Origin of the sequence: Streptomyces viridosporus (assembly GCF_002078235.1) — a bacterium.
In the GTDB taxonomy this organism is placed as follows: Bacteria; Actinomycetota; Actinomycetes; order Streptomycetales; family Streptomycetaceae; genus Streptomyces; species Streptomyces viridosporus.
The window spans coordinates 1-16,943 of sequence record NZ_MSGP01000003.1 but is presented as its reverse complement, the minus strand read 5'-3'; the positions used below and the strand labels follow the sequence as shown (position 1 = coordinate 16,943).

Below are 16,943 nucleotides of genomic sequence, written 5' to 3'. Positions count from 1 at the left end.
ACCCGGGTGCCCCCGCGCGCGCCCTGGATCGCCGAGGCCGCGCGCGGGGGCACCCGGGTCTTCGGCGACGTCGGCTGGGACGACACCGGCGCCTGGGACCTGGCCGCGCTGCCCGACCTGCGCCACTGCGAGGCGTTCCTGCCGAACGCCGAGGAGGCCATGCGCTACACCGGCACCGACTGCCCCCGCGCCGCCGCGCACGCCCTCACCGAGCACGTTCCGGTCGCGGTCGTCACCCTCGGCGCGGAGGGCGCGTACGCGGTGGACCGGCGCACCGGTGAGGCCGCCGAGGTCCCGGCCATCGCCGTCGAGGCGCTCGACCCGACCGGCGCCGGGGACGTGTTCGTCGCCGGGTTCGTCGCCGGGAGCCTGGCCGGCTGGCCGCTGGCCGACCGCCTCGCCTTCGCCGGCCTCACCGCCGCGCTCTCCGTCCAGGAGTTCGGCGGCTCGCTGTCGGCTCCGGGGTGGGCCGAGGTGGCGGCGTGGTGGCGCAGGGTGCAGTCGGTCGAGGGCCAGGACCGGGCGGCCCTGCAGCGGTACGCGTTCCTGGCGGACCTGGTCCCGGACGAGCTGGTGCGGCCCTGGCCGCTGCGGCGGGCGGTCCCGACGATCGGCTTCCGCCGGTCGGTCTGAGAGGGGCCCGCCCCGCCCCGGCCGCCCGGGAGGCGGCCGGGGAAAAGTCCTACGACCTTCTCACCCCCGCGTCGTACCCTGGGAATCGCGAGGCCGCCCTCAGCAGCGCGGCCGTGAAGAGGAGGAATCGCAGGCCTTCAGCGCCGGCCCATGACTCAGACACCCACAGCTCACACCCCCGCGCAGGGGCAGGCGAGAGTGCAGTTCACCGTCCCCGCCCAGCACCCCATGGTGACCGTGCTGGGTTCCGGCGACTCCCTCCTGCGCGTGATCGAGAAGGCCTTCCCGGGGGCCGACATCCACGTCCGGGGCAATGAGATCAGCGCGGTGGGTGACGCCACGGAGGTCGCCCTCGTTTCGCGCGTGTTCGACGAGATGATGCTGGTGCTCCGCACCGGGCAGCCGATGACGGAGGACGCAGTGGAACGCTCGATCGCCATGCTCAAGGCGAGCGAGAACGGGGAGAGCGACGGCCAGGAGACCCCGGCCCAGGTGCTCACGCAGAACATCCTGTCCTCGCGCGGCCGCACGATCCGCCCCAAGACGCTCAACCAGAAGCGCTACGTGGACGCGATCGACAAGCACACCATCGTCTTCGGCATCGGCCCGGCGGGCACCGGCAAGACGTACCTCGCCATGGCCAAGGCGGTGCAGGCCCTGCAGTCCAAGCAGGTCAACCGCATCATCCTGACCCGCCCCGCGGTCGAGGCCGGGGAGCGGCTCGGCTTCCTGCCCGGCACGCTCTACGAGAAGATCGACCCGTACCTGCGCCCGCTCTACGACGCGCTGCACGACATGCTCGACCCCGACTCCATCCCCCGCCTGATGGCGGCGGGCACGATCGAGGTCGCCCCGCTCGCGTACATGCGCGGACGCACGCTGAACGACGCCTTCATCATCCTCGACGAGGCCCAGAACACCAGCCCCGAGCAGATGAAGATGTTCCTCACCCGCCTCGGCTTCGACTCGAAGATCGTCATCACCGGTGACGTGACCCAGGTCGACCTCCCCGAGGGCACCAGGAGCGGCCTGCGGCAGGTGCAGGACATCCTCGAGGGAGTCGAGGACGTCCACTTCTCCCGGCTGTCCTCCCACGACGTCGTCCGGCACAAGCTGGTGGGCCGTATCGTCGATGCGTACGAGCAGTACGACAGCAAGCACGGCACCCAGAACGGCACCCACAAGGGCGGCCGGGGCAAGGCCGGGCACAAGGGGAAGTAGACCGAGCACCAGATGTCGATCGACGTCAACAACGAGTCCGGAACCGAGGTCGACGAGCGGGCGATCCTCGACATCGCCCGCTACGCGCTCGCACGGATGCGCATCCACCCGCTCTCCGAGCTCTCGGTGATCGTCGTGGACGCCGACGCCATGGAGCAACTGCACATCCAGTGGATGGACCTGCCCGGGCCGACGGACGTCATGTCGTTCCCGATGGACGAGCTGCGACCGCCGTCCAAGGACGACGACGAACCGCCGCAGGGGCTGCTCGGCGACATCGTGCTCTGCCCCGAGGTCGCGGCCAGGCAGGGCAAGGAGGCACCGACGCAGCACACCATGGACGAGGAGCTCCAGCTGCTCACCGTCCACGGTGTGCTGCACCTGCTGGGCTACGACCACGAGGAACCGGACGAGAAGGCCGAGATGTTCGGCCTGCAGGCCGCCATCGTGGACGGCTGGCGCGCGGAGAAGGGCCTGACCGGCCCGTCCCCGGCCCCGACCGTCTCATGAGCCCGCAACTCCTCCTCGGCGCGGTCGCCCTGGTCGTCGCCGCCTGGCTGTTCGCCTGCGCGGAGACGGGCATCGCCCGCATCTCCAGTTTCCGCGCAGAGGAAGCCGTGCGGTCCGGGCGCCGGGGCAGCGCCCGGCTCGCCCAGATCGCCGTCGACCCCACCCGCTACCTCAACGTGGCGCTGCTGGTCCGCGTCGCCTGCGAGATGGCCGCCGCCGCGCTGGTCACCTACGCCTGCCTGCAGGAGTTCGACGGGACCGTCGAGGCGCTGCTGGTCGCCATCGCGGTCATGGTGCTCGTCTCCTACGTCGCCGTCGGCGTCTCGCCGCGCACCATCGGCCGCCAGCACCCGATGAACACGGCGACGGCGGCGGCGTACGTGCTGGTGCCGCTCGCGCGGATCATGGGGCCGATCCCGTCCCTGCTGATCCTCATCGGCAACGCGCTCACCCCCGGCAAGGGCTTCCGGCACGGCCCCTTCGCCTCCGAGGCGGAGCTGCGGGCGCTGGTCGACCTCGCGGAGAAGGAGTCGCTGATCGAGGACGAGGAGCGCCGCATGGTGCACTCGGTCTTCGAGCTGGGCGACACCCTCGTCCGGGAGGTGATGGTCCCGCGCACCGACCTGGTGGTGATCGAGCGCTACAAGACGATCCGTCAGGCCCTCACCCTCGCCCTGCGCTCCGGTTTCTCCCGGATCCCGGTGACCGGCGAGAGCGAGGACGACATCGTCGGGATCGTCTACCTGAAGGACCTGGTCCGCAGGACGCACATCAGCCGGGACGCGGAGAACGACCTGGTGTCGACGGCGATGCGGCCCGCGGTCTTCGTACCGGACACCAAGAACGCCGACGACCTGCTGCGCGAGATGCAGAAGGAGCGCAACCACGTCGCCGTCGCCGTCGACGAGTACGGCGGCACCGCGGGCATCGTCACCATCGAGGACATCCTCGAGGAGATCGTCGGCGAGATCACCGACGAGTACGACCGCGAGGTGCCGCCGGTGGAGGACCTCGGCGAGGGCCGCTACCGGGTCACCGCCCGCCTCGACCTCGGCGACCTCGGCGAGCTGTACGACCTGGAGGCGTTCGACGACGAGGACGTGGAGACCGTCGGCGGACTGCTCGCCAAGCGGCTCGGCCGGGTGCCGATCGCCGGCGCGTCGTCCGTGGTCGAACTCCCGGACGCCCGTGTCCTGCGCCTGACGGCGGAGGCCGCGGCCGGACGCCGGAACAAGATCGTCACCGTGCTGGTGGAGCCGGCGGAGCCGCCCGGGGACGGGGAGGGGGAGCCGGAGTGACACCGCAGGAGCTGCGCGCCCTCTGCCTCTCCTTCGACGCGGCGGCGGAGGACTTCCCCTTCGACCCCCGGACCTCGGTCTTCAGGGTCGGGGGCCGGCTCTTCGCGCTGACGGACCTGGACGCGCGGCCCCTGAAGGTCAACCTCAAGTGCGACCCCGAGGACGCGCTCAGGCTCCGCGCCGACCACCCGGACCTGATCGTCCCCGGCTGGCACATGAACAAGCGGCACTGGAACACGGTGACGGTGGACGGCGGACTCCCGGACCGCCTGGTCCGGGAGCTGGTCGAGGACTCCTACGACCTGGTCGTGGCCGGTCTGCCGCGCGCCGAGCGCCTCCGCCTCGACCGGCCCTGAGGAGAGGCCGCGCCGCGGCTTCGTATGCTCGGGGCATGACCGACAGCACGCTTGACCCCGAAGACCGCAAGATCGTCACCCTGGCCCGCTCCGTCCGGGCCCGCAACGGTGTGCCCGAGGGGGCCGCCGTGCGCGACGAGAACGGGCGGACGTACGCGGCGGGGACCGTGGCCCTGGACTCCCTGAAGCTGAGCGCCCTGCAGACGGCGGTGGCGATGGCGGTGGCGTCGGGGGCGAAGTCGCTGGAGGCGGCGGCGGTGGTGACGGAGGCGGAGTCGGCGTCGGCCGAGGACCGCGCGGCCGTACGGGACCTCGGCGGTCCCGGCACCCCGGTGCTGCTGGCCGGCCCCGACGGGACGGTCCGGGAAACGGTCGCCGCGGGCTGACGGGAAGGGCTCCACGGGGCGGCCGGCCCGGTGCCTCCCGGAACCCGGCTCCGCGCGGTCCGCGCGGGCGGTGGTACGGCGGGGCTCCCGGCATCAGGGAGAATGGTCGCCATGAGCGTTCGTACCCAGTCATCCGAGCAGCCGGCCGAAGCCGTCCACCGGGCCGGTTTCGCCTGCTTCGTGGGCCGTCCCAACGCGGGCAAGTCCACCCTCACGAACGCTCTGGTCGGGCAGAAGGTGGCGATCACCTCCAACCGGCCGCAGACCACCCGGCACACCGTGCGCGGGATCGTCCACCGCCCGGACGCGCAGCTGATCCTGGTGGACACCCCCGGGCTGCACAAGCCGCGCACCCTGCTCGGCGAACGGCTGAACGACGTGGTCCGCACCACGTGGGCGGAGGTCGACGTGATCGGCTTCTGCCTCCCCGCGGACCAGAAGATCGGCCCCGGCGACCGCTTCATCGCCAAGGAGCTGGCCGGGATCAGGAAGACCCCGAAGGTCGCGATCGTCACCAAGACCGACCTGGTGGACAGCAAGGCGCTGGCCGAGCAGCTGATCGCGGTGGACCAGCTCGGCAAGGAACTGGGCATCACCTGGGCGGAGATCGTCCCGGTGTCGGCGACCGCGAACAAGCAGGTGGACCTGCTGGCGGACCTGCTGATCCCGCTGATGCCCGAGGGCCCGGCCCTCTACCCCGAGGGCGACCTCACCGACGAGCCCGAGCAGGTCATGGTCGCGGAGCTGATCCGCGAGGCGGCCCTGGAGGGCGTCCGCGACGAACTCCCGCACTCCATCGCCGTGGTCGTCGAGGAGATGCTCCCGCGCGAGGACCGCCCGGCCGACAAGCCCCTCCTCGACATCCACGCCAACCTGTTCATCGAGCGCCCCAGCCAGAAGGGCATCGTCATCGGCCCCAAGGGCAAGCGCCTGAAGGAGGTCGGCGTCAAGTCCCGCAAGCAGATCGAGGCCCTGCTCGGCACACCGGTGTTCCTCGACCTCCACGTGAAGGTCGCCAAGGACTGGCAGCGCGACCCCAAGCAGCTGCGCCGACTGGGCTTCTGAGCCCGCGGGCCCGGCCGCTCAGCCGCGCTGCGCCCGCAGCACCTCCCGGAACCAGCCGTACGACGCCTTCGGGGTCCGCCGCAGCGTCTCGAAGTCCACGTGGACCAGGCCGAAGCGGCGGGTGTAGCCTTCGGCCCACTCGAAGTTGTCCAGCAGGGACCACACGAAGTAGCCGCGCACGTCCACACCCGCCTCCAGCGCCCGGTGCAGGGCGCGGACGTGGCCGTCGAGGTAGGCGATGCGGTCCTGGTCGTCCAGGCCCTCGTAGGAGCAGCCGTTCTCGGTGATGACGACCGGGGGGAGGCGGTCGCCGTAGCGGGCGCGGAAGTCCGTGAGGAGTTCCGTCAGCGCCCCGGGGACCACCGGCCAGCCGAAGTCCGTCACCGGGTACCCCTCGATCTCCCGCACCGAGAAGGGCAGTCCGGCCGGCATCCGCACCCCGCCGAAGTCGGTCTCCGTACCCCGCGGGGCGCCCACGCGCGTCGGCGCGTAGTAGTTGACCCCGTACCAGTCCAGCGGCTCGGCGATGACCTCCAGGTCCGCCCCGGCGTCCCCCGGCAGCAGCTCGTCGATGCCCTCCGGGTAGCGGCCGAGCAGCAGGGGGTCGGCGAAGAGGCGGTTCAGCAGGAGGTCGTAGAAGCCGGCCGCCTCCACGTCCGCCCGGTCCGGCGAGGCCGGCCAGGTCGGGCCGTGGCTGTTCGCGATGCCGATGTCCCCCGCCCCGGACGCCCGCAGGGCGCGTACCGCCAGCCCGTGGGCGAGGAGCTGGTGGTGCGCCACCGGCAGCGCGTCGAAGAGGAGCTCCCGGCCGGGCGCGTGCACGCCCAGCGCGTGGCCGAGCAACGTGTGCTCGGCGGGCTCGTTGAGCGTGATCCACTTCGCCACGCGGTCGCCCAGCCGGCCGGCGACCTCGCCCGCGTACTCCGCGAACCGCTCCGCCGTGCTCCTCTCCAGCCAGTCCAGGCCGGCCGGCAGGTCCCAGTGGAACAGCGTCGGCACCGGCCGCACCCCGGCCGCGCACAGGTCGTCGACCAGGCGGTCGTAGAAGTCCAGACCGCCCGGTGTCCGCACCCTCGGCCAGGAGACCGAGAAGCGGTACGCGTCCACGCCCAGGCCGGCCAGGAGCGCCACGTCCTCGCGGTGGCGGTGGACGTGGTCGCAGGCCACCGCCGCCGTCGAGCCGTCCCGCACCCGCCCCGGCTCGGCCGTGAACGCGTCCCACACGGACGGCTCCCGCGCGTCGGCCGCCCCCTCGATCTGGTGCGCCGAGGTCGACACGCCCCACAGGAAACCGGCCGGGAAACGGGGGATCGGGTTCGTCGTCGCCATGCGCCGGATCATCCGCACCGGCGGCAGGCGAAGTCAACGCCCCTGCGGAAGAGGGCCGTTGACGGCCGTCAGGCCCCTTCCTCCAGCACCCTCCGGATCAGCGCGCGCTGCTCCTCCGTCAGCCGGGGGTCCGCGCAGTACACGGACCTCCCGTCCACGGTGATCCGGTAGCTGAACCCGTCCGGCACCCCGGCCGACGGGGTGCTCCGGCCGGTGGTCAGGGCCCGCTCGGCCAGGGCGTGCCACTCGTGGGCGTCGGCCCGGCCCGAGGTGTCCACCTCGGCCCGCCGCTCGATCCCCGCGAACCCGCCCGTGCGCCACACCTGAATACGCATGGGTTCCTGTCTAGTACGAGAACGGACGCGGCGCCTACCTCTCGCCCGCCCTCCGGACTACGGCGTCTGCACCCCGACGCGCTCCCAGGCCTTCGCCACCGCCCGCAGCTCCTCGCCCTCCCTGTACCGCGCGCGGGCCGCCTCCACCGTCAGCGCGGCGAAGTCCGCGAACATCGCGTCCTGCTCGAGCTCGCCGCCCGTGAGGACGTCGTACCAGACCTGCCCCGCCCGCTCCCACGCGTGCCCGCCGAGGGCGGTGGCCGCCAGGTAGAAGGCGTGGTTGGGGATGCCGGAGTTGATGTGGACGCCGCCGTTGTCGCGGCCGGTGCGGACGTAGTCGTCCATAGTCGCGGGCTGCGGGTCCTTGCCGAGGACGTCGTCGTCGTACGCCGTGCCCGGCTCCTTCATCGAGCGCAGCGCCTTGCCCGTGACGCGCGGGGCGAGCAGGTCCGCGCCGATCAGCCAGTCGGCCTCCTCGGCGGTCTGGCCGAGCGTGTACTGCTTGACGAGGGAGCCGAAGACGTCCGACACGGACTCGTTGAGCGCCCCGGGCTGGCCGAAGTAGGTCAGGTTGGCCGTGTACTGCGTGACGCCGTGGGCGAGCTCGTGGCCGATGACGTCGACGGGGAGGGTGAAGTCGAGGAAGATCTCCCCGTCCCCGTCGCCGAAGACCATCTGCTCGCCGTTCCAGAAGGCGTTGTTGTAGTCGCGGTCGTAGTGCACGGTCGCGTCCAGCGGCAGCCCGTCCCCGTCGATCGAGTCGCGCGCGTAGGCCTTCAGGAACAGCTCGAAGGTGGCGCCGAGGCCGGCGTAGGCGCGGTTGACCGTGGCGTCCCTGCCGGGCTCGTCGCCCTCGCCGCGCACCTTGCTCCCCGGCAGGTCGGTGCCGTGCCGGGCGTCGTACACGGTGCGGTGCGGCTTGCCGGGCTCGGCCGCGGCGCGCGGGGCGGCGGCGGAGGCGCCGACGACCGTGGTCAGGCGCCGCTGGGTGCGCTCGTAGGCGTCGCGCTGGAGGGTCCGGCGCGCGGGCCCGGCGAGCACGGGGTCCTCGGCCTGCGCCAGCCGGTCGAGGACGTGGGGCGGAACGATGGTGCAGAAAACGGGCTCGAAGCCCCCGTTGGTGGTCATGCCCCGCACCATCGCACCGTGTGACCGCCACGTCACCCCCCGCAACCATGATGGATGAAATCCGCCGCCGATCCGCCTTCCGCCGCATCCCGCAGTGGTATACGGCACTTTTTGTCCCGTTCCTCCCCGTGGTCCCGCATACTGATACAGGCCGCCGCACGCGGCACGCCTCGGTTAAGCTGCGGAGCATCATGCGTTTCGGGCTGCTTCTTCTTAGCTGCCGCGGCGAGGGTCTGCAGTAGAGGCCGACCCCCTCACCGCGGAGTCTGGCGTTGCGCCGTCGGCCGTCCCGTCGAGGACACACCGCGGACCATCGAGGAGCCCACGCACCATGGCGAACCGCCAGCAGCCCAGCCCCATGCCGATCCACAAGTACGGCCGCTACGAGCAGGTCGACATCCCCGACCGCACCTGGCCGAACAACCGGATCACCACCGCCCCCCGCTGGCTCTCCACCGACCTGCGCGACGGCAACCAGGCGCTGATCGACCCCATGTCGCCCGTCCGCAAGCGCGCGATGTTCGACCTGCTGGTCAAGATGGGCTACAAGGAGATCGAGGTCGGCTTCCCGGCCTCCGGCCAGACCGACTTCGACTTCGTGCGCTCGATCATCGAGGACCCGGACGCCATCCCGGACGACGTCACGATCTCCGTCCTGACCCAGGCCCGCGAGGACCTGATCGAGCGGACGGTCGAGTCCCTGAAGGGCGCCCGGCGCGCCACCGTCCACCTGTACAACGCCACCGCCCCGGTCTTCCGCCGGGTCGTCTTCCGCGGCTCCAGGGACGACATCAAGCAGATCGCGGTCGACGGCACCCGTCTGGTCATGGAGTACGCGGAGAAGCTGCTGGGCCCGGAGACGGAGTTCGGCTACCAGTACAGCCCGGAGATCTTCACCGACACCGAGCTGGACTTCGCGCTGGAGGTCTGCGAGGCGGTGATGGACGTCTACCAGCCCGGCCCGGGCCGCGAGATCATCCTGAACCTGCCCGCCACGGTCGAGCGCTCCACCCCGTCCACGCACGCCGACCGCTTCGAGTGGATGGGCCGCAACCTCTCCCGTCGCGAGTACGTCTGCCTGTCGGTCCACCCGCACAACGACCGCGGCACGGCCGTCGCCGCCGCCGAGCTGGCCCTGATGGCCGGCGCCGACCGCGTCGAGGGCTGCCTGTTCGGGCAGGGCGAGCGCACCGGCAACGTCGACCTGGTCACCCTGGGCATGAACCTGTTCTCCCAGGGCGTCGACCCGCAGATCGACTTCTCCGACATCGACGAGATCCGTCGTACGTGGGAGTACTGCAACCAGATGGAGGTCCACCCGCGCCACCCGTACGTGGGCGACCTGGTCTACACGTCCTTCTCCGGCTCCCACCAGGACGCCATCAAGAAGGGCTTCGACGCCATGGAGGCCGACGCGAAGGCCCGGGGCGTCACCGTCGACGACATCGAGTGGGCCGTTCCGTACCTGCCCATCGACCCCAAGGACGTCGGCCGCTCCTACGAGGCCGTCATCCGCGTCAACTCGCAGTCCGGCAAGGGCGGCATCGCCTACGTCCTGAAGAACGACCACAAGCTGGACCTGCCGCGCCGGATGCAGATCGAGTTCTCGAGGATCATCCAGGCGAAGACGGACGCCGAGGGCGGCGAGGTCACCCCGGCCGACATCTGGGCGATCTTCCAGGACGAGTACCTGCCCAACCCGGACAACCCCTGGGGCCGCATCCAGGTCGCCAACGGGCAGAGCACGACCGACCGCGACGGCGTCGACACCCTCACCGTCCAGGCCGCGGTCGACGGTGTGGAGACCACCCTGGTCGGCACCGGCAACGGTCCGATCTCGGCGTTCTTCGAGGCGCTGCAGGGCATCGGCGTCGACGTGCGCCTGCTGGACTACCAGGAGCACACGATGAGCGAGGGCGCCTCCGCGCAGGCCGCCTCCTACATCGAGTGCGCCATCGGCGACAAGGTCCTGTGGGGCATCGGAATCGACGCGAACACCACCCGCGCCTCGCTGAAGGCGGTCGTCTCGGCCGTCAACCGCGCTTCGCGCTGAGCAGCCGTTCCACGGACCCCGAGGGCTCCGTCCGCCTTTCTCGGCGGGCGGAGCCCCGTCGCATATCGGCCAAATGCTGTGGAGGTCACGGAAAGGTGTCGTCCCGAGTGCTGACTCCACCTCACGGATGTGGCTAACATCACGCGTGCGCGGCGATGGTGCTGCGGCGTTACGGAGGTGCGACGTGCTGCCAGGACGGGGACCCAACGGCCGTGCCGCTGCCGCCAGACTGTCGCGCCTCCTGGGCACCCGGACCACCTGGACGCCCGTCGGCGACGGTGAGTTCTTCTGCCCCGGCTGCGGCGGCGACCGCAACTACCAGCGGCTGACCGGGCAGCGCCGCTTCGCCCTGCTCGGCGTGCCCGTGCTGCCGCGCGGGGAGACCGGGCCGGTCGTCGAGTGCGCGGCCTGCCGCCACCACTTCGGCACCGACGTCCTGGACCACCCCACCACCACCCGCTTCTCCGTGATGCTCCGCGACGCCGTGCACACCGTCGCCCTCGCGGTGCTGGCCGCGGGCGGCGCCGGCGCGCGCGCGTCGCTGGAGACGGCCGTGGCCGCCGTGCGCGCGGCCGGCTTCGACGACTGCACGGAGGAGCAGCTGGCCGCCCTCGTCGAGGCGCTGGAGGCGGACACCGGCCGGTTCACCGGGGGGCCCTGCGCGGCCGGCCTCGCCATCGAACTGCACGAGGCGCTGGACCCGCTGGCCCCGCACCTCGCCGCCCCCGGCCGCGAATCGATCCTCCTGCAGGGCGCCCGCATCGCCCTCGCCGACGGCCCCTACACCCCCGCCGAGCGCGACACCCTGGCCACCGTGGGCGCGGCCCTCACCATCTGCTCGGACGACGTCTCCCGCCTGCTGGCGGCGGCACGGACGCCGTCCTGACGGACGGGAGGCCGCCCGCGGCCGGAGCGGACGGCACCGCACACCCGGCGAAGGCCCCGCCGCCGCGGCGGTTCAGGGGAGCCGGGGGAGTGCGAGGCACATGACCTGGCGGTCCTCGCCGGGGCCGAAGTAGTCCCGGCGCAGGCCCGCGTCGGGCTGCTCGGGGCGGAAGCCCAGGGAGCGGTAGAGCAGGATCGCGGCACGGTTGGCGGGTTCCACGGTCAGCCGGACCCGTTCGGTCCCGCAGTGCCGCAGCCGTGCCAGGACCTCCAGCATCAGCTCCCGGCCCAGTCCGTGCCGGCGGCGGTCCTCGGCCACGCACAGGCCGAGGATCCAGCTGTCGCGGCTGAGCGCCGTGGTGGCGGCCAGGACGTAACCGCGCAGACGGCCCCCGCCGTCGTCGAGGACCAGGAGGTGCTCGCCGTACACGTCGTAGAGCTGGCGCAGCAGGAACGCCGGGTAGGCGACCTCCTGGAAGACCTCCGTGTCGAGCCTCTGCAGTTCGGGCAGGTCGGATTCCCGTGCCGTCCGTAGGACCAGGCGCCGAGGGCCCGGGAACGGTGCCGTCCCCGTGAGGTGCTCGTGGCGGTCCAGGGCGTGCTCCAGCGGTTCGGCGGTCATGCAACCCCCAGTCGGGACGTACGGACGTCAACGGGACGGACGCCGGCCCCGTCACCCGGAGGAATGAGCGTCCCCTGGTGGCGGCCGGTGACTCCTTCTGGCTAGAGTGAGCGCCCAACTCACCGCGTGCAAGGGCGAGTTCGGGTGTGCGGAGATATGCTGACGTGCGCCTGGCGTGCGCCCGTTCCCCGAGGACTGGCGTGTTCCTGGCTGTCTCCGCGTGCCTCACCGGCCTACCGTGCGAGAACCGGAGATGCTGCTTCACCTGCCGTCGTCCCCCAGGACGCGCAGACAGGGCACACGGTCTTGTCCGAACACTCGAGGGAACACGGCAGGGTGATGATGGATCGCAACGCCGACGCACCGTGGTCGAAGTTCGATCCAGAGGTGTACGTCGACCTCAACTACCGGACCCCGCTCGAGGTCGACCTGCTGATCGTGCGACTGCTGCGGGACCATTTCGGCCGCTGCTTCGCCCGGGGCGTCCCGGACGCGGTGCGCGGTGTCGACGTCGGGGCCGGCGCGAACCTCTATCCCGCCCTGTCCATGCTCCCCTGGTGCGAGAAGATCCTGCTGCTCGAGTACGCGGTGCCGAACGTCGAGTACCTGGAGCGGCAGGTGACGGGCCCCCAGGGCTACGACGTGGTGTGGGACGCCTTCTGGGAGGTGCTGCGCGAGGCCCCCGCCTACCGCGAGGTCGAACCCAGGAACCGGTTCGGTGAGATCGTCCGCGTGGAGCGGGCCAACCTGCTCGACCTCGACGGGCAGCGGCGCTGGGACATCGGGACGATGTTCTTCGTCGCCGACTCCATGTCCGAGTGCCCCGACGAGTTCCAGCGGGGCGTGCGGTGCTTCATGGACGTGCTGAACGACGGGGCCCCGTTCGCCGCCGCGTTCATGAAGGAGTCGCTCGGATACCAGGTCGGCGACCACCGGTACCCGGCCTACCGGGTGAACGCGGACCAGGTCCAGGACGGCCTGGAGAAGTTCGCCGAGGAGCTGGAGATCCACGATCTGCACCACATGGTGCGGCCGGGACACGAGGGGATGATCCTCGCGCTGGGGCGGCGGAACTCGGAGGTTGCCGCCCCGTAGGAACGGGGACCATGTTTGAACACAGGGCAACCGGATCTGTACGAGGGGTACGGGGATGCAGATCAAGCCGCGCCAGCACCTGCTGGACATCTGGCAGGCCGCGGCCCGCCATTCGTTCGACGACGGGAAACTCGTCTGGGGGGACACCGACGGCCTGAGCAGCGTCGCGGACGCCGAGCGGCTGCTCTGCCTGCTGTACCCCGCCACCGAGGTGCCCGCGTTCCGCCTCGACCAGCCGGACACCACCGAACGGGACGTCCTGCGCGCGCTGGAACGGGTCGGCAGCCGACTGGAGATCCCCCCCAACCTGATCACCGCGCTGTCCCAGTTCATGCGCACCTACACGGGACCGGACGACAGCCCCACCTTCGCCGGCGGACCGTACTTCAAACCGGCCGATCCCCACGAGGAGCTCACCTACGAGCAGGGCAAGCTGGGTGTGGTCGACTCCTACTCCATGTCGGTCACGCTCTGCCTGGCCACCCTCGGGTTCCTCAAGGTCTACGAGAGCAGCACCACCCGCCCCGAAGTGCGCAAGGCGATCGGTGAGTTGAGGGAGGCCACCAATACACGGCTGACCGCCGCGATGATCAGCCTGCTGCGCTCCTTCACCGTCAACGTCTTCGACGCCGAGTCCGAACAGGGCCGGCGGCTGATCCAGGTCATCGGGCAGAACAGGCAGTCCGACCGGGCGGTGCTCCAGCAGTTCTCCCGCCGGTTCCGCCCGCTGCGCGCCACCATCATCGAAAGCCTCAGCCGCGGCATCCAGGTCGACGAGAGCATCCGGGACGAGAGCCAGCTCTTCGAGTGCGGCTGGGCCTGGGGCGTGGTGAAGGACGCGCCGAAGATCACCGACCTCGACGTCCAGGCCCCCGGCCAGCCCGACGGCATCGCCGACCGGCTGCCCTACGTGTACTTCACCGTGGTCGCCCTGGACGGCATCCAGGACCTGTTCTCCGACCGCACCCTCACCCTGGGCCTGCTCGACGCCGACCAGCAGAAACTCGCCGAGGCGCTGCGCCTGCGCTGGGAACTCAGCCAGCAGTACTGGTCGGCCATCGCCCGGTTCGGCAGCGAGCGCTGGCCCCTGGAGGACCTCCCCTGGCAGACCACCGGTCTGCGGCTGGAGTCGGAGTACTTCTCCCTGACCGTCGCGGCCATCCTCGTCCACGACCTGATCCGCCGGAAGGCCACCGACGACGACCTCACCCGCACCGTCGCCGTCATGGAACGCCTCGCCGACCGCGGCCGGATCACCAGCCGGATGAAACGCGACGACCCCGCCGTCGCCCTGCACGACCCGGGCGTCCTCATGCCGCTCGCCGGCTCCGAACGCTCCGGAACGCTCCTGCAGTGGCGGATGACCGACTTCTCGGCCCAACTGCTCAAGCGGGCCGTCCAGCTCGCGGCACTCTCCCGGAACATCGACGCCCAGGACCGCCTGCTGCGCCTCGCCGAGCAGACGTTCGAGCACCTGTGGGACCGGCGGATGGAGGAGGGCGAGGGCGCCGGCCTCTGGGACAACGCGCGAGCCGTCTACCCGGACGCGCGCGACCTCAACCGGCGCCTGTCCTGGAGCATCACCGAACGCGTCACCGAGTGCCTGGTCGCCGCCCGCAACCTGTACGAGCAGCAGCCCATCCGCAGCCCCGAACTCGCCCAACTGGCCCGGGACCTGCTCAGCGAGGCCACCCACCTGTTCGGCAAGGAGCAGATGGAGGCGTCCGTCCCCGCCGACGGGAACCGGGGGCGGGCCATGCGGAGCATCGAGAGCCGCCTGGACCACGCCCGCGGCCTGGTCGACGAGCGGCCCGCCACCGCGTTCGCGCTCGCCCTGCCCGTGCTCCAGGAACTCGACACCCTGGCCCAGGCCCGGGGCGCCGCCACCCAGGAGGTGTGAGCCGTGCTCGTCTTCGCCGCCTCCGACAAGGGAGGCACGGGCCGTTCGGTGACCAGCGCCAACCTGGCCTACCAGCGGGCCCTCACCGGTGATCACGTGGCGTACGTCGACTTCGACTTCGGCTCGCCGACCGCCGCCGCCGTCTTCGACGTGCCCGGCGCGATGCGCGGCACCGAGGAGCGGGGCCTGCACTCCTACCTCGAGGGCGACGTCGCCGAGCCGGCCAGGATCGACGTCTGGCGGCAGACCGAGCACCCCCTGCTGCGCGCCCGGCCCAACCAGTCCGGCCGCCTGGTCCTCTTCCCCGGCGACGCCGGCGGCGGCGAGTTCGCCACCGACGAGGACGCCCTGGAGCGGTGCGTCGACCTGCTGCTGCGGCTCAACGGCGAGTTCGACCTCATCCTGGTGGACCTGAGCGCCGGCCGCAGCTACGCCGTGGACATGGTCCTGGCGGCGACCGCCCACCCCCGGATGCGCTACGTCCCCTTCCGCTGGCTCGTCTTCCACCGCTGGACCCGGCAGCACGTGATCGCCGCCTCCGGACTCGTCCACCGGGAGAACGGCATCATCAAGGGCGGCGTCGACCGCGGACACGACGAGGAGGCGCTGCAGGGCAACATCCGCTTCGTCCGGGCCGCCGTACCCGACCCCGAATCGCCGCTGTGGGCCCAGGGATCGCCCGCCCAGGCCGCCTGGATGCAGGCCTGCGACGAGGCGCTGCGCCGGCTCGCCTCCGAGCACCGCATCGGCGACAGCGTGGTGCTCGGCATCGTGCCGCTGGAGCCGATCCTCCAGTGGCGCGAACAGCTGATCACCGAGGAGGACGTGCTCGCCACCCAGATCGCCAACAAGGAGACCCTGGAAGCGCTGGAGGAGATCGCCCGGCGCCTGACCGACGATTCCCACTGGGGGCGGCCATGACGGACGCGGTGTTCCGCGAGACCACCGCCGAACCACGGACCCAGGCGGTGCCCCTGGCCCATCTCTCCCTGGAGCTGGGCCACTTCTACATGGAGGACCTCGAGGCGGGCCCCGAGCACCTGCGGCGCCACTTCGAGCGGGTCCGCCCCTGGGCGGAGGCGGCCCGCGCCTTCGCGACGGCCCAGGCCGGCGGCAGACGCCCCCGGATCAGCACCTGCTTCCTGATCGACGACTACTTCACCCGCTTCTCCAGCCCCGCCGAACTCGTCCCGCTGCTGCTGGCGGAGGCCGACCGGGCCGGAGTGACCGTCGACTACCTGGCCCGCGAGTCCGGCTGCGCGGACGCCGGAAAGGTACCGGTCGCGGAGGCGGTGGCCGGCCGCATCGTCGAGGAACCGCCGCCCGGCAGCTACGGCCTCCGCCCGCCGGCCGCCCAGACCGGCTGGCTGGCCAACGGCGAGCGCAGCCCCGTCGCGCGCACCCCGCAGGCGATGAAGAAGGCCACCGCCTGGCAACCGCCCCGGGAGACCGCGGCCCGCCGCCACTCGGTCTTCCTGGACGTCGAACTCTGGAGCGACGCCCCCGACGGACACCGCACCTGGTCCTGCCCCTTCCTCGCCGCGGTGTGGCAGCTCGCCCGCCTCGGGCTGCTGCGCAACCAGGGCGATCCCGTCCTGGTGCCCCACCCGCACACCGCCTCCGGCTTCCCGGAGGACTGGAACGAACTGCCCCCGCTGATCCGGCTCAACCCCCGGGCGGACCCGTTCGCCGCCTACCGGACCTGCTCGGTGCTGCCCAACCGGTTCTTACCCGTCGAGCACGCCGTCCGGGTGATCCTCGACCAGACCGAGGTGGACCCGGAGGCGCTGCGCCAGGTCGCCGAGCGGTCCGCCCGCGAGGCGGTGGCCGTCCCGGACTCGGTGGCCGACCGCATCTCCTACGTCTTCTACGCGGGGTCGTGACATGCGGCCGGGGGAGACCACACCGCGTGCCGTGCTCGCCTGCGGCGAGGTCCGCACCTGCCTGCTGCCCGCCCGACAGGCCCTCGACAGCCGGTCCGCCGCCCAGCTCCTCGGACTGCGCGCCGACGAGCGGGTCCTGCTCTCCGAGCGCCCCAACCTCTACGGGCGCTCGCCCGACACCCTCACCGGCGTCGACTGCCCCCTGCCCAGCTCCAACGGCTCCCGGGTCCGCGCGGTCGGCACG

17 protein-coding genes and 1 pseudogene are annotated in these 16,943 nt (G+C 71.7%); 14 read left to right on the top strand and 4 right to left on the bottom strand.

Going from position 1 to position 16,943, the window contains the following annotated elements:
• From B7L92_RS00185 to era, 7 genes are all read left to right on the top strand, one after another.
• Positions 1-633, top strand: a 633-nt coding sequence (locus tag B7L92_RS00185) for a carbohydrate kinase family protein (protein ID WP_255310680.1), incomplete at its 5' end; no start/stop codon positions are given.
• A 150-nt stretch (positions 634-783) separates the two neighbouring features.
• Complete coding sequence (locus B7L92_RS00180) at positions 784-1,854, top strand: PhoH family protein (protein ID WP_081235482.1); 1,071 nt, start codon at positions 784-786, stop codon at positions 1,852-1,854.
• A 12-nt stretch (positions 1,855-1,866) separates the two neighbouring features.
• A complete protein-coding gene (gene ybeY / locus B7L92_RS00175; protein ID WP_004988315.1) occupies positions 1,867-2,364 on the top strand; it encodes an rRNA maturation RNase YbeY in 498 nt (165 codons plus the stop codon).
• The gene (locus B7L92_RS00170; protein ID WP_081235481.1) at positions 2,361-3,662 is read left to right on the top strand and encodes a hemolysin family protein; all 1,302 of its coding nucleotides are present in this window, start codon (positions 2,361-2,363) and stop codon (positions 3,660-3,662) included. The genes ybeY and B7L92_RS00170 overlap by 4 nt, the downstream gene beginning before the upstream one ends.
• Positions 3,659-4,018, top strand: coding sequence for an MmcQ/YjbR family DNA-binding protein (locus B7L92_RS00165; RefSeq protein ID WP_081235480.1), 360 nt, complete (start codon positions 3,659-3,661; stop codon positions 4,016-4,018). Before B7L92_RS00170 ends, B7L92_RS00165 begins: the two co-directional genes overlap by 4 nt.
• 35 nt (positions 4,019-4,053) lie before the next feature.
• On the top strand, positions 4,054-4,404 hold the full coding sequence (locus tag B7L92_RS00160) for a cytidine deaminase-like protein (protein WP_081235479.1): 351 nt from the start codon (positions 4,054-4,056) through the stop codon (positions 4,402-4,404).
• A 111-nt stretch (positions 4,405-4,515) separates the two neighbouring features.
• A complete protein-coding gene (gene era, locus B7L92_RS00155; RefSeq protein WP_081235484.1) occupies positions 4,516-5,469 on the top strand; it encodes a GTPase Era in 954 nt (317 codons plus the stop codon).
• Positions 5,470-5,487: 18 nt separating this feature from the next.
• Here the strand turns inward: era and B7L92_RS00150 are convergent, their stop codons facing one another.
• From B7L92_RS00150 to B7L92_RS00140, 3 genes are all read right to left on the bottom strand, one after another.
• Positions 5,488-6,798, bottom strand: coding sequence for a GH1 family beta-glucosidase (locus B7L92_RS00150; RefSeq protein WP_081235478.1), 1,311 nt, complete (start codon positions 6,796-6,798; stop codon positions 5,488-5,490).
• A 68-nt stretch (positions 6,799-6,866) separates the two neighbouring features.
• On the bottom strand, positions 6,867-7,133 hold the full coding sequence (locus tag B7L92_RS00145) for a protealysin inhibitor emfourin (RefSeq protein WP_081235477.1): 267 nt from the start codon (positions 7,131-7,133) through the stop codon (positions 6,867-6,869).
• A 57-nt stretch (positions 7,134-7,190) separates the two neighbouring features.
• Positions 7,191-8,261: a M4 family metallopeptidase gene (locus B7L92_RS00140; protein ID WP_081235483.1), complete on the bottom strand. Its 1,071-nt coding sequence runs from the start codon at positions 8,259-8,261 to the stop codon at positions 7,191-7,193.
• Between the two features lie 331 nt (positions 8,262-8,592).
• Between B7L92_RS00140 and leuA the strand changes: the two genes are divergently transcribed.
• A complete protein-coding gene (leuA, locus tag B7L92_RS00130; RefSeq protein ID WP_081235476.1) occupies positions 8,593-10,314 on the top strand; it encodes a 2-isopropylmalate synthase in 1,722 nt (573 codons plus the stop codon).
• Positions 10,315-10,498: 184 nt separating this feature from the next.
• The gene (locus B7L92_RS00125) at positions 10,499-11,200 is read left to right on the top strand and encodes a TerB family tellurite resistance protein (protein WP_081235475.1); all 702 of its coding nucleotides are present in this window, start codon (positions 10,499-10,501) and stop codon (positions 11,198-11,200) included.
• Positions 11,201-11,272: 72 nt separating this feature from the next.
• Here the strand turns inward: B7L92_RS00125 and B7L92_RS00120 are convergent, their stop codons facing one another.
• The gene (locus B7L92_RS00120) at positions 11,273-11,821 is read right to left on the bottom strand and encodes a GNAT family N-acetyltransferase (protein WP_081235474.1); all 549 of its coding nucleotides are present in this window, start codon (positions 11,819-11,821) and stop codon (positions 11,273-11,275) included.
• Between the two features lie 339 nt (positions 11,822-12,160).
• Between B7L92_RS00120 and B7L92_RS00115 the strand changes: the two genes are divergently transcribed.
• The 5 genes and pseudogenes from B7L92_RS00115 to B7L92_RS00095 all read left to right on the top strand — a co-directional run.
• Positions 12,161-12,916 (top strand): SCO2525 family SAM-dependent methyltransferase, encoded by a 756-nt coding sequence (locus B7L92_RS00115; RefSeq protein ID WP_081235473.1) that lies wholly within the window; start codon positions 12,161-12,163, stop codon positions 12,914-12,916.
• A 55-nt stretch (positions 12,917-12,971) separates the two neighbouring features.
• Positions 12,972-14,816 (top strand): SCO2524 family protein, encoded by a 1,845-nt coding sequence (locus B7L92_RS00110; RefSeq protein WP_081235472.1) that lies wholly within the window; start codon positions 12,972-12,974, stop codon positions 14,814-14,816.
• 3 nt (positions 14,817-14,819) lie between these two features.
• Positions 14,820-15,737: an SCO2523 family variant P-loop protein gene (locus tag B7L92_RS00105; RefSeq protein ID WP_016826340.1), complete on the top strand. Its 918-nt coding sequence runs from the start codon at positions 14,820-14,822 to the stop codon at positions 15,735-15,737.
• Positions 15,734-16,699, top strand: a complete 966-nt coding sequence (locus B7L92_RS00100) for an SCO2522 family protein (protein ID WP_081235471.1) — start codon at positions 15,734-15,736, stop codon at positions 16,697-16,699. The genes B7L92_RS00105 and B7L92_RS00100 overlap by 4 nt, the downstream gene beginning before the upstream one ends.
• Position 16,700: 1 nt before the next feature.
• Positions 16,701-16,943: pseudogene (locus B7L92_RS00095) on the top strand (SCO2521 family protein); the annotation flags it as partial.

What these genes read in the sequence shown, in the direction of transcription:
- B7L92_RS00180 (WP_081235482.1), top strand. Translation starts at nt 784, where the DNA reads ATGACTCAGACACCCACAGCTCACACCCCCGCGCAGGGGCAGGCGAGA.
- ybeY (WP_004988315.1), top strand. Translation starts at nt 1,867, where the DNA reads ATGTCGATCGACGTCAACAACGAGTCCGGAACCGAGGTCGACGAGCGG.
- B7L92_RS00170 (WP_081235481.1), top strand. Translation starts at nt 2,361, where the DNA reads ATGAGCCCGCAACTCCTCCTCGGCGCGGTCGCCCTGGTCGTCGCCGCC.
- B7L92_RS00160 (WP_081235479.1), top strand. Translation starts at nt 4,054, where the DNA reads ATGACCGACAGCACGCTTGACCCCGAAGACCGCAAGATCGTCACCCTG.
- era (WP_081235484.1), top strand. Translation starts at nt 4,516, where the DNA reads ATGAGCGTTCGTACCCAGTCATCCGAGCAGCCGGCCGAAGCCGTCCAC.
- B7L92_RS00150 (WP_081235478.1), bottom strand. Translation starts at nt 6,798, where the DNA reads ATGGCGACGACGAACCCGATCCCCCGTTTCCCGGCCGGTTTCCTGTGG.
- B7L92_RS00145 (WP_081235477.1), bottom strand. Translation starts at nt 7,133, where the DNA reads ATGCGTATTCAGGTGTGGCGCACGGGCGGGTTCGCGGGGATCGAGCGG.
- B7L92_RS00140 (WP_081235483.1), bottom strand. Translation starts at nt 8,261, where the DNA reads ATGACCACCAACGGGGGCTTCGAGCCCGTTTTCTGCACCATCGTTCCG.
- leuA (WP_081235476.1), top strand. Translation starts at nt 8,593, where the DNA reads ATGGCGAACCGCCAGCAGCCCAGCCCCATGCCGATCCACAAGTACGGC.
- B7L92_RS00120 (WP_081235474.1), bottom strand. Translation starts at nt 11,821, where the DNA reads ATGACCGCCGAACCGCTGGAGCACGCCCTGGACCGCCACGAGCACCTC.
- B7L92_RS00115 (WP_081235473.1), top strand. Translation starts at nt 12,161, where the DNA reads ATGATGGATCGCAACGCCGACGCACCGTGGTCGAAGTTCGATCCAGAG.
- B7L92_RS00110 (WP_081235472.1), top strand. Translation starts at nt 12,972, where the DNA reads ATGCAGATCAAGCCGCGCCAGCACCTGCTGGACATCTGGCAGGCCGCG.
- B7L92_RS00100 (WP_081235471.1), top strand. Translation starts at nt 15,734, where the DNA reads ATGACGGACGCGGTGTTCCGCGAGACCACCGCCGAACCACGGACCCAG.